This window comes from Dyella sp. (assembly GCF_035508675.1).
Lineage (GTDB): Bacteria > Pseudomonadota > Gammaproteobacteria > Xanthomonadales > Rhodanobacteraceae > Dyella_B.
On the sequence record NZ_DATJMN010000245.1, the window covers coordinates 1 to 10,118 of the forward strand.

A 10,118-nucleotide genomic window follows, 5' to 3' on the forward strand; every position below is an offset into this window, starting at 1 on the left:
CGTCGGATTTCACCACCACGTCGTTCGGCGCATTCAGCCGCGCGCCTTCAAAGCTGCCGGCCAGCACGGTGATGCTGCCGTCCCACTCGGTGCGCGTGACGTTGCGATGGCGATGCGAGCAGGAAATCAGGCGGCCCTGGCGATCGCGCGTGTGGCCGTTCTCGAAATGCGACGGCTGGCGAAACACGGAGATGCCGCCGCTTTCGCTCCAGCGCATCACGCGATCGTTCGGGATATCGCTGAACAACAGGCAGTTGTGATCGGCGAACCACACCGGTCCTTCCAGCCAGCGGAAACCGTCGGCCAGTTTTTCCAGCGGCGCGTTGGGCAGGATCATCGCGTGAAAACGCGGATCGACCACTTCGATGTTATCCATGCACGTCCTCCGTTGCGTTCGCCGGCCGCCCGCGCGCGCCGGGATGTTCAAGTTGCACCAGCATCAGCACGGCCGGTTCGTCGCCGAGCACGCCGGAGCGGTGGCCTTTGCGTCCGGCGGCATCGGCCACGCAGTGCTGGTCGCCGCCGAAGGACACCTCGCCCGGCCCCATTTCCACGCGCGCGCCATCCATGCTTTCCACAAACCAGCGCCCGGATAGCGGCACGATCCATTGCGGATGCGGATTCTCGTGCCATTCGCCCACCCAGCCACGTGGCATCACGGAAAACACCACCGTGGCCTGCCGCGGCACAAGCGTGTCGTTCCACTGCGGCGCGGCGCCGCCCATGCTTTGCTGCGCGAACTGGTTGAGCTGGCAGCGCGATTGATGGCTGACGCCTTGGTCGTCCGTCCAGATCTGCCAGTAATGAAACACCGGTTGGTTCGGCGCGTCCGGATAGCTGCTCATGGTGTTGACCTCGCAGAAGAAGCTGCGGCTGCAGCAGGTGCGTAGGCCGGCGTGGAAGCGAGCGGATGCGTAACCACCTGGTGCAGTGGCGCGAGCGCGGTGCCGAAGGTGATCAACAACATGCCGCCCACCAGCCCGAAGTTCTTCAGGAAATCCCAGAAGTGCGTGCGCGCCACGCTGGCGCCCTTGGCCCAGAAATCCGGGTAGGCCCAGAAGTTGTGATAGAGCAGGGCGGTGACGGCGCAATAGCCGGCCATCAGTAAGGCCGCGAGCCGGTCGTGCCACGCGGCCACGATGCAGGCCGAGCCGGCCAGTTCCAGCAGCATGCCCAGGATCAGCAGCACGGGGCCGCCCGGCAGGAAACTGGAATTGGCCTGCTTGAGCGCCTCGTCCCAGTTGATGATCTTGTCGAGTGCGCTGAAGGGGAACAGCACCACCAGGCAGATGCGGATCAGGAGCGGGATGCCGATGGTGTCGAGCCAGGTCATGGGCGGGCCTCACTTTGCGGCAATGTTTGGTTTGCGCCGCTCGCTGCGCTCGCACCCCACCCTAGCCCTCCCCTGCAAGCAGGGGAGGGAACGGTTAGCGGTGCGCATGCGGATCTAGCCGACACCCAGGCGCTCCTTGATGTGATCGGCCACGCGCAAGGCATTGGCGATGATCGTCAACGTCGGGTTCACCGCGCCGATCGATACGAAGAAACTCGCGTCGGTCAGGTACAGGTTGTCCAGCTCATGCGCCTTGCAATGGATGTCCAGCACGGAGCTGCGCGGATCGCGCCCGAAGCGCGCTGTACCCGCCTGATGCGCGGTTCCGCCAATCGGAATGTCCTTGCCCACTTCAAAGCGCCGCTCGAACGGATGCTTGCCCGCACCGCGCACCAGCGCCTTCAGTTTCTGCTTGAGCCGCTCGTGCGCTTGCAGGTTGTTGGCGTGCAGCTCCAGGACCACGCGTCCATCGCGCTCCAGGCGCACGCGGTTTTCCGGTCGCGGCAGGTCTTCGCTGGACAGCCAGAAATCCAGCGCGTGGTGGGCGATGTCGTGGAACGGAAACTCCGGCAGCCATTCCAGCCATCCCGGCAGCGCTTCGCCGCGCAAGGTATCGGCGTGCGATTTGCCGGTCATCTGGATCAGGCCCAGCGGATGGGGATAATCGTCGGCGCCGAAGTAGTAGTCGCTTACCGCCAGCGTTTTCTGGAACACGGTGTCGTTGCGTTCGCGCGATACCGCCATCATCACCGACTGGTTGTGCCGCATATAGTTGCGCCCGAGCATGCCCGAGCCGTTGGCCAGCCCGTCGGGATGCTGCGCGTTGGCCGAGCGCAACAGCAGCAGCGCTGAACTGAGCGCGCCGCAGGCGACCACCACGATGTCTGCCGAATACTGTTCGTACCGTCCTTCGCGTTCCACCTGCACCGCCGAGACGCGTTGGCCGCTGGCATCGGTCTGCAGCCGCGTGGCGCAGGTGTTGGTGAGCAGGCTGACGTTGGCATGCGCCGCCAGCGTGGGATCGACGCATATCACCTGCGCATCGGCCTTGCCGTTGAGCAGGCACGGGTAGCCGTCGAACGCCGCGCAGCGGATACAGGTGCTGGTAGGGGCGACCTTGCCGTCGCGTTCGTCCAACAGAATGCCCAGCGGCATGTGAAAAGGGCGTACGCCCTGTCTGGCGAAATCCTCGTGCAGCTGCTGCAGGCGTGGTTCGTGCGACACCGGCGCGAACGGATACGGCGCGCTGGCGGGCGGCTCGGTGGGATCTTCGCCGCGCAATCCATGCACCCGGAACAACTGTTCGGCCTGTGTGTAGTACGGCTCGAAATCGGCGTAGCTCAGTGGCCATGCCGGCGACATGCCATCGGCGTGCGGCACCGCTTCGAAATCCCTGGCGCGCAGGCGAAACAGCGCCGCGCCGTACATCTTGGAGTTGCCGCCAACGAAGTAATGCAGGCCCGGATGGAAAGGATTGCCGCCGCGGTCATACCAGGTTTCGTTCGGCAGGTAGGCATTGTCGACGAAGACGGTTTTTGCATCCCAATTTTCAATACCGCGTTTCAGGTAGTCGCCGCGCTCGATCATCAGGATGCGCTTGCCGCTAGGCGCCAGGCGCTGCGCCAGCGAAGCGCCGCCGGGGCCGCTGCCGATCACGATGATGTCGTAGTGCTGGTCTGGCATGGGGAGCGCGCGTGCTTGCAGAAGCGATATTCAGCCAAGCATGGGGGACATGCCGTCGCGATGGCGCCGAGAAGGGAAGAAAGTTGTGTTAGTGCTGAATACGTATCACTCCCTCGCCTGCGAAGTAGAGCCTGCCCCGGACTTGATCCGGGGGGAGGGCCGGGGTGGGGTGCGAGCGCAGCGAGCCCTCTTGCATGGCGGTGTTGGGGTTCGCATGCGCTCAGCGCCCACCTACGTACCGTGCCGGGCGGCCTCAACATGAACTGTCGCTTTCATGCGCTCCGGGCAGCGCATGACTTGCCTGGACGATGCGGCTATCGTCTTCATCGAAATATCTTGCGCAGCAAAAAAGGAGTGCTTTATGAGCGCAATCGGCAAATTCCTGGCAAGTACGGCGGCCACGCTGGCGATGGGCGTGGCGGGGTTGACGGCTACCGCGCCGGTTCATGCGCAGCAGGCGCCGCAAGTGTATTGCGCCAGCAACGACAACCGCTTCGCTCGCTGCCAGGTGCCGTGGCGCGATGCGGCGCTGATGCAGCAAATGTCCAAAACGCGTTGTATACGCGGCCAGACTTGGGGCTTCGACCGCAATAGCATCTGGGTGGACAAAGGTTGCCGTGGACAGTTCGGGCCGGCCTTTGGCGGGCCGTCCTACGGCGGACCGGGGCCGGGGCGTCCACCCGGCTGGGGTGCAACGCAGCAGTTGCGTTGCGAAAGCCGTGGCGGCAACCGCCAGCTGTGCCGCGTGAACCTGGATCGGAATGATTCGGTGCGTATCGTCAACCGGCTTTCCGGCGCGGATTGCCGCGAAGGGCGCAGCTGGGGCTGGAACCGCGACGGCATCTGGGTGGACCAGGGCTGCCGCGCGGATTTCGTGATCGAACGACTTCGCTGAAAACTGACGGTTACGTCATTCCATTCGAAGTGCATCGTGATTCCGGCGAAGGCCGGAATCACGACTAGCTCCGAAACAACACTCAGGTGAGCTTGCCACCTACACCTGCACCACCGGCTTCCCCGCCAACGCCTGCGCCGGCCAGCGCCATGCCTGCACCTCCGGCATATCCTCGCCATGTTCGCTGATATACAGCTTGTGCCGCTCCATGATCGCCCAGTAACGCTCGATCGCATGGCGGACGTGCGCGTTGAAACGCGGAATGCGCATGATGGCGTCGAGCGCAAGCTGGTAACGGTCGAGGTTGTTGAGCACCACCATGTCGAACGGCGTGGTGGTGGTGCCTTCGTCCTTGTAGCCGCGCACGTGGATGCGGTCGGAGCAACTGCGGCGGTAGGTCAGTTTATGGATCAGCGACGGATAGCCGTGGAAGGCGAAGATCACCGGCTTGCCCGAGGTGAACAAGGCGTTGAAGTCGCGATCGGACAGGCCATGCGGATGTTCCGACTGCGGCTGCAACACCATCAGGTCCACCACGTTCACCACGCGGATACGGATATCCGGCAGATAACCGCGCAATAGCGTTACCGCGGCCAGGCATTCCAGCGTGGGTACGTCGCCGGCGCAGGCCATCACCACGTCCGGGTCGCCATCGTCGTTGCTGGCCCATTCCCAGATGCCGGCGCCGGCGGCGCAGTGCCGGGCCGCCGCCTCGGCGTCCAGCCACTGCCACGACGGCTGTTTGCCGGCCACGATCAGGTTGACGTAGTTGCGGCTGCGCAGGCAGTGATCGGCCACCGACAGCAGGCAATTGGCGTCCGGCGGCAGGTAGATGCGCACCACCTCGGCCTTCTTGTTCGCCACGATATCGATGAAGCCGGGGTCCTGGTGCGAGAACCCGTTGTGATCCTGCCGCCATACGTGCGATGTCAGCAGATAGTTGAGCGATGCCACCGGTGCGCGCCACGGGATATGGCGGCTGACTTTCAGCCATTTCGCATGCTGGTTGAACATCGAATCGACGATGTGGATGAAGGCTTCATAGCAGGAGAACAAGCCGTGCCGGCCGCTGAGCAGATAGCCTTCCAGCCAGCCTTCGCACAGGTGTTCGCTGAGCACTTCCATCACGCGGCCGTCGCTGCACAGGTGATTGTCGTTGGCCTCGATGCCGGCCAGCCAGGTCTTGCCGGACACGTCGTACACCGCATCGAGCCGGTTGGATGCGGTTTCATCCGGGCCGAACAGGCGGAAATTGGCTTGCTCCAGGTTGAGCCGCATCACTTCGCGCAAAAAACCGCCCAGCACGCGCGTGGCTTCCGCGGTGACGGTGCCAGGCTGCGGCACCTCGACGGCATGCTCGCGGAAGTGCGGCATCACCAGCGGTTGCAGCAGCTCGCCGCCGTTGGCGTGCGGATTGGCACCCATGCGGCGATGGCCGGTGGGCGCCAATGCAGCGTATTCGTCGCGGAACTGCCCGTGCTCATCGAACAGCTCCTCCGGCTTATAGCTTTTCATCCAGGCTTCAAGCTGGACCACATGCTCGGGCTGGTCGAATTGCGCCAGCGGTACCTGATGCGCGCGCCAAGTGCCTTCCACCGGGAGGCCGTCGACGATTTTCGGCCCGGTCCAGCCTTTCGGCGTGCGGAAAATCAGCATGGGCCAGCGCGGGCGCGTGACATCCTTGCCATTGCGCGCGGCCTGCTGGATGGCGCGGATGCTGGCAAGTATGCCGTCGAGTTGCTCGGCCAGGCGTTGATGCACGACCAGCGGATCATGGCCTTCGACAAACCATGGCTCGTAACCGTAGCCATGGAACAGATCGACCAGCTCTTCGCGGCTGATGCGCGAGAGCAGGGTCGGGTTGGCGATCTTGAAGCCGTTCAAATGCAGGATCGGCAGCACCGCGCCATCGCGTGCGGGATTGAGGAACTTGTTGGAATGCCAGCTGGTGGCAAGCGCACCGGTTTCCGCTTCACCGTCACCGACCACGCAGGCGACGATCAGGTCGGGATTGTCGAACGCCGCGCCGAACGCGTGCGCCAGCGAATAGCCCAGCTCGCCGCCTTCGTGGATCGAGCCGGGCGTTTCCGGCGCGACATGGCTGGGTACGCCGTACGGCCAGGAGAACTGCCGGAACAAGCGTGCCATGCCGTTGCGGTTGCGCTCGATCGCCGGATAGCGCTCGGTATACGAGCCTTCCAGATAGGTTTGTGCAAGCAGCGCAGGGCCGCCATGGCCGGGGCCGGTCATGAACAGCACGTTGAGATCATGCTGCTTGATCAAGCGGTTCAGATGCACGTACAGCATGTTCAAGCCCGGCGTCGTGCCCCAGTGCCCCAGCAGGCGCGGCTTGATGTGCTCGCGTTGCAACGGTTCTTCCAGCAGCGGGTTGCTGCGCAGGTAGATCTGGCCCACGGCGAGATAATTGGACGCGCGCCAGTACGCATCCATACGCTGCAGTTGTTGGAGTGACAGTGGGTTCGGCATGGCGAGTGTCCGCGGCAAGGTTTTGGATTGTTGTACGCCGCTCGCAAGATCGAGGCTTGATGTGCATCAAGCGTGGGCAGGAATGACATTCCGGCATCCGCAGCAACAAAAAAACCTTCCGCCGTCGACGTCGGGGCGTGCGAGCAGCGGAAGGTGCGGCCACCACATCGGATCGGTGCGTGGCCCACGGATCGGAGAGAGCTATCCATGGACTGCCCGGTCCGAACCACCCCGGCCGCGATACGAACATTCCACGGCCATGCGCGCTGCATGTTGATGAAGATCAAGCAAGCGGCGTGGTGTGCGACATGCGAAGCGATTGACCGATATCAACTGCGGCCGGTCCGCGTCCCCGCAGACTGGCATCATCGCCATTGCCGGTTTGCCCAGCATGTCCACGCCTTTCATGCAGCCCAAGAAGACCACCGGTTTCGCCAGGCCGCGCCTGGAAGGAAACGCATGGCGCCGTCTCGGCATCGATTCGGGCTACGAACACGTGGTGTACCTGGAAGCGGATTCGCCGATTTGCCGCAGCGAAGGTTTCGGGCCGCATTCGCGGCTGTCATTGCGGATCGGCGCGCGCGAGATCCTGGCCACGCTCAACCTGGTGCAGCCGGGCTGGCTGGCGGCGGATGAAGCCGGACTTTCCGAATCGGCATGGCTGGCCTTGCAGCCCATGCCGGGCGAAAAGGTGACCATCGCGCATCCGCCGAACGTGGATTCGATGGCGCACGTGCGTGCGAAGATCTTTGGCAAGGAACTCGATGCCGGCGCGCTCGAGGCGATCGTGCGCGACATCGTGGCGCATCGTTATTCGAGGATCGAGATGGCGGCATTCATCACCGCCAGCGGCAACCGTCTCACGCCCGGCGAAGTGATCGCCTTGACCCGCGCCATGGTGAAAACCGGCCGGCAATTGCATTGGTCGCAGCCGCTGGTGGTCGACAAGCATTGCATCGGCGGCCTGGCCGGCAATCGCACCACGCCCATCGTGGTGGCGATCGCGACGGAGCTGGGATTGACCATGCCCAAGACATCCTCGCGCGCCATCACCTCGCCGGCCGGAACGGCCGACACCATGGCCATGCTGGCGCCGGTGGAACTGGATGAAGCGCAGTTGCGCCAGGTGGTGCAAAGCTGCGGCGGATGCATCGCCTGGGGCGGTGCGATGAATCTGGCGCCGGCAGACGATCTGTTGATCCATATCGAACGCGCGCTGGATATCGACAGTGCCGGGCAGATGGTGGCGTCGGTGCTGTCGAAGAAAATCGCCGCCGGTTCCACCCACGTGGTGATCGACATCCCGGTGGGACCCACCGCGAAAGTACGCGACCAGGCCGAAGCGCAAGCGCTGACGCAACTGCTGCTGCAGGTCGGCACCGCGTTCGGCCTGACACTGCGCGTGCTGGTCAGTGACGGCACGCAGCCGGTCGGTCGCGGCATTGGCCCCGCGCTGGAGGCACGTGACGTATTGGCCGTGTTGCGCAATGAAGCGCATGCCCCCGCCGATTTGCGCGCGCACGCGTTGAACGTGGCGGCTGCCGTGCTGGAGCTGGGCGGCGTGGCATCCGCCGATCGTGCACTCGACGCAGCGACGGAATGCCTGGTTTCCGGCCGCGCGTGGCGGCGCTTTCAGGCGATCTGCAATGCGCAAGGCGGCATGCGCATGCCGGGCAGGGCGGCCTATCAGCAAGCCGTGCCGGCGCCTCGTTCCGGCCAGGTGACGTGCATCGACAACCGCCGTCTGTCGCGCGTCGCCAAATTGGCCGGTGCGCCCGCCTCGCCATTGGCCGGCCTTGCGCTGGACGTGCATCTGGGCGACACCGTCGCCGCCGGGCAGGCGCTGTTTACGCTGCATGCGCAAAGTCCCGGCGAACTCGCGTACGCGATGGAATACGTGTCGCGGCACCCCGGCATCATCGGCGTGGAGGCTTTCTCATGACCATGATTTATGCGATGCCCGGCAACGAAATGTTTGCCGAGCTGCTGATCCAGCACACCGGTTACAGCCGGGCCGGATTGTTTCTGCATCGTTTTCCGGATGGCGAAACACGCGTCAGCGTGGATGTGCCAGCCAAGGGCGAGCAGGCCGTGCTGGTGTGCACGCTGGATCGACCCGATCCCAAGCTGTGGCCGCTCACCATGGCGGCCGCCACGCTGCGCGAACTGGGCGCACGGCGCGTCGTGCTGGTGGCACCGTATCTGGCCTACATGCGCCAGGACGCGCGGTTCCATCCTGGCGAAGCCATTTCGGCCAAGCTGCTCGGCGAATGGCTGGACAACACATTCGATGCACTGGTGACGGTCGACCCACATCTGCATCGCTACCACAGCCTGGGCCAGATCTATTCGCGCCAGGTGCGCATGGTGCATGCCGCCGCGGAGCTGACCGCATGGATTGCCTCGCACGTGGAACGTCCGTTGATCGTCGGCCCCGACGAGGAAAGCCGGCAATGGGTGACCGCCGTGGCCAACCTGTTATGCGCACCGAGCGTGATGGCGCACAAGGAACGTCGCGGCGATCGCGAGGTGACCGTGCACCTGCCGGAGTTGGGTCGATGGCTGGATCACACGCCGGTACTGCTCGACGACATCATCGCCAGCGGGCAAACCCTGTTGCAGGCGTTGCGCAGCCTGCGCGCCTATACGACGGCGAAGCCGGTGTGCGTCGCTGTGCACGGCGTCTTCGCGGACGGTGCGTTGGAGGCGTTGCGTGGCGAGAACGCAGGCGACGTGGTGACCACCAACAGCATCATGTCGGAGACCACGCAGATCGATATCAGCAAGGTGGTGGCCGAAGCGCTGATGGATGTGTGCAGCATGGCGACCGTGACGGGGACCCAGCAGGTGTCGCTATGAGGCGGGTCGTGCGGCGCCTATCGGTGATGTCGTCGATCGTGGATGGCGTGCTCGCCATCGCATCCTTGCTGGGGTTGTGCAAGCCGGCGCGGTTTTCGTTGCGGCGGATGCGTCGGTAGGTGGTTCCGGTTGAGCAAGTAGAGCGGCGGACCATGCGGCGCACAACCCATTTCGCTGCAGTCTGGCGCCCGTCGGTCCAGCCGCGTGGATGTCGCGTCTCACCGCTTTTGCCTGCATCACGTAGGCATTCACCAACACATCAAAGCACCCGCCCCTGACAGATAACAAAGCGTGTTTTATGCGAAGGTGCGGCTGTCGGGCGTGCCCATCCAACAAGATGACCGCGACACGCCCGACATGAGTGAAGTAAGCGCGGATCGCCCGAGTGAGCGCTCAAAGCGATCCGCTGGCCACCACCAACTAACAAGAGAGTTGACAATGGTTACCCTCGATCATACGGCACCCGCACGCCTTCGTGCTCCCACCCTGGTGCATTTCTCCTACTTCACCGCCGCGCAGACTGCGCCGCGTCGAGCCAAAGTGGGCATTCGTCGAAGCGGAAGCAGCTGATTCCGACATAGCGAGCAGGATTTTTCCTGAAAGCCCTTCACGCCGCGTGCAACACGCGGCGTGACCTAAGCGTGTGGAGAACCACCATGAAAGACATGCAAGGCGGCCGCTACGGACCGCACATCTATCTATTGTCCAGCGACAGCTACGAAACCCTCAGAGACCTGCAGGACATGCTGACCCTGATGGCGCACATCACCTATAACGAGGACAACGCCGAGAACGGCAACGGCGTGATGACCATCGGTCGCGCCGAGTTGTATTTCATCTTTGAAGCGATCAACGCAAGGC

The 10,118-nt window shown here is 63.9% G+C and carries 9 protein-coding genes; 4 read left to right on the top strand and 5 right to left on the bottom strand.

From position 1 onward, the window contains the following. The 4 genes from VMA74_RS12905 to VMA74_RS12920 all read right to left on the bottom strand — a co-directional run. A partial coding sequence (locus VMA74_RS12905) for an SMP-30/gluconolactonase/LRE family protein (RefSeq protein ID WP_325367559.1) occupies nucleotides 1–376 on the bottom strand: 376 nt, incomplete at its 3' end. Further along, nucleotides 369–845, bottom strand: a complete 477-nt coding sequence (locus VMA74_RS12910; RefSeq protein ID WP_325367561.1) for a hypothetical protein — start codon at nucleotides 843–845, stop codon at nucleotides 369–371. The genes VMA74_RS12905 and VMA74_RS12910, both read right to left, overlap by 8 nt. Beyond that, nucleotides 842–1,333, bottom strand: a complete 492-nt coding sequence (locus VMA74_RS12915) for a DoxX family protein (protein ID WP_325367563.1) — start codon at nucleotides 1,331–1,333, stop codon at nucleotides 842–844. The genes VMA74_RS12910 and VMA74_RS12915 overlap by 4 nt, the downstream gene beginning before the upstream one ends. A gap of 114 nt (nucleotides 1,334–1,447) precedes the next feature. Then, the gene (locus tag VMA74_RS12920; protein ID WP_325367565.1) at nucleotides 1,448–3,016 is read right to left on the bottom strand and encodes a GMC family oxidoreductase; all 1,569 of its coding nucleotides are present in this window, start codon (nucleotides 3,014–3,016) and stop codon (nucleotides 1,448–1,450) included. A 361-nt stretch (nucleotides 3,017–3,377) separates the two neighbouring features. On the opposite strand from VMA74_RS12920, the gene VMA74_RS12925 reads away from it, so the two are divergent. Then, entirely contained in the window at nucleotides 3,378–3,911 is a 534-nt protein-coding gene (locus VMA74_RS12925; protein WP_325367567.1) for a DUF3011 domain-containing protein, read from the top strand. 99 nt (nucleotides 3,912–4,010) lie between these two features. Here the strand turns inward: VMA74_RS12925 and VMA74_RS12930 are convergent, their stop codons facing one another. Beyond that, the gene (locus VMA74_RS12930; RefSeq protein ID WP_325367569.1) at nucleotides 4,011–6,398 is read right to left on the bottom strand and encodes a phosphoketolase family protein; all 2,388 of its coding nucleotides are present in this window, start codon (nucleotides 6,396–6,398) and stop codon (nucleotides 4,011–4,013) included. A gap of 391 nt (nucleotides 6,399–6,789) precedes the next feature. On the opposite strand from VMA74_RS12930, the gene VMA74_RS12935 reads away from it, so the two are divergent. From VMA74_RS12935 to VMA74_RS12945, 3 genes are all read left to right on the top strand, one after another. Further along, nucleotides 6,790–8,340, top strand: a complete 1,551-nt coding sequence (locus VMA74_RS12935) for a thymidine phosphorylase family protein (RefSeq protein ID WP_325367571.1) — start codon at nucleotides 6,790–6,792, stop codon at nucleotides 8,338–8,340. Next, on the top strand, nucleotides 8,337–9,257 hold the full coding sequence (locus tag VMA74_RS12940; RefSeq protein ID WP_325367573.1) for a ribose-phosphate diphosphokinase: 921 nt from the start codon (nucleotides 8,337–8,339) through the stop codon (nucleotides 9,255–9,257). The genes VMA74_RS12935 and VMA74_RS12940 overlap by 4 nt, the downstream gene beginning before the upstream one ends. A 656-nt stretch (nucleotides 9,258–9,913) precedes the next feature. Next, nucleotides 9,914–10,118, top strand: a 205-nt coding sequence (locus VMA74_RS12945) for an XAC0095 family protein (RefSeq protein WP_325367575.1), incomplete at its 3' end; no start/stop codon positions are given.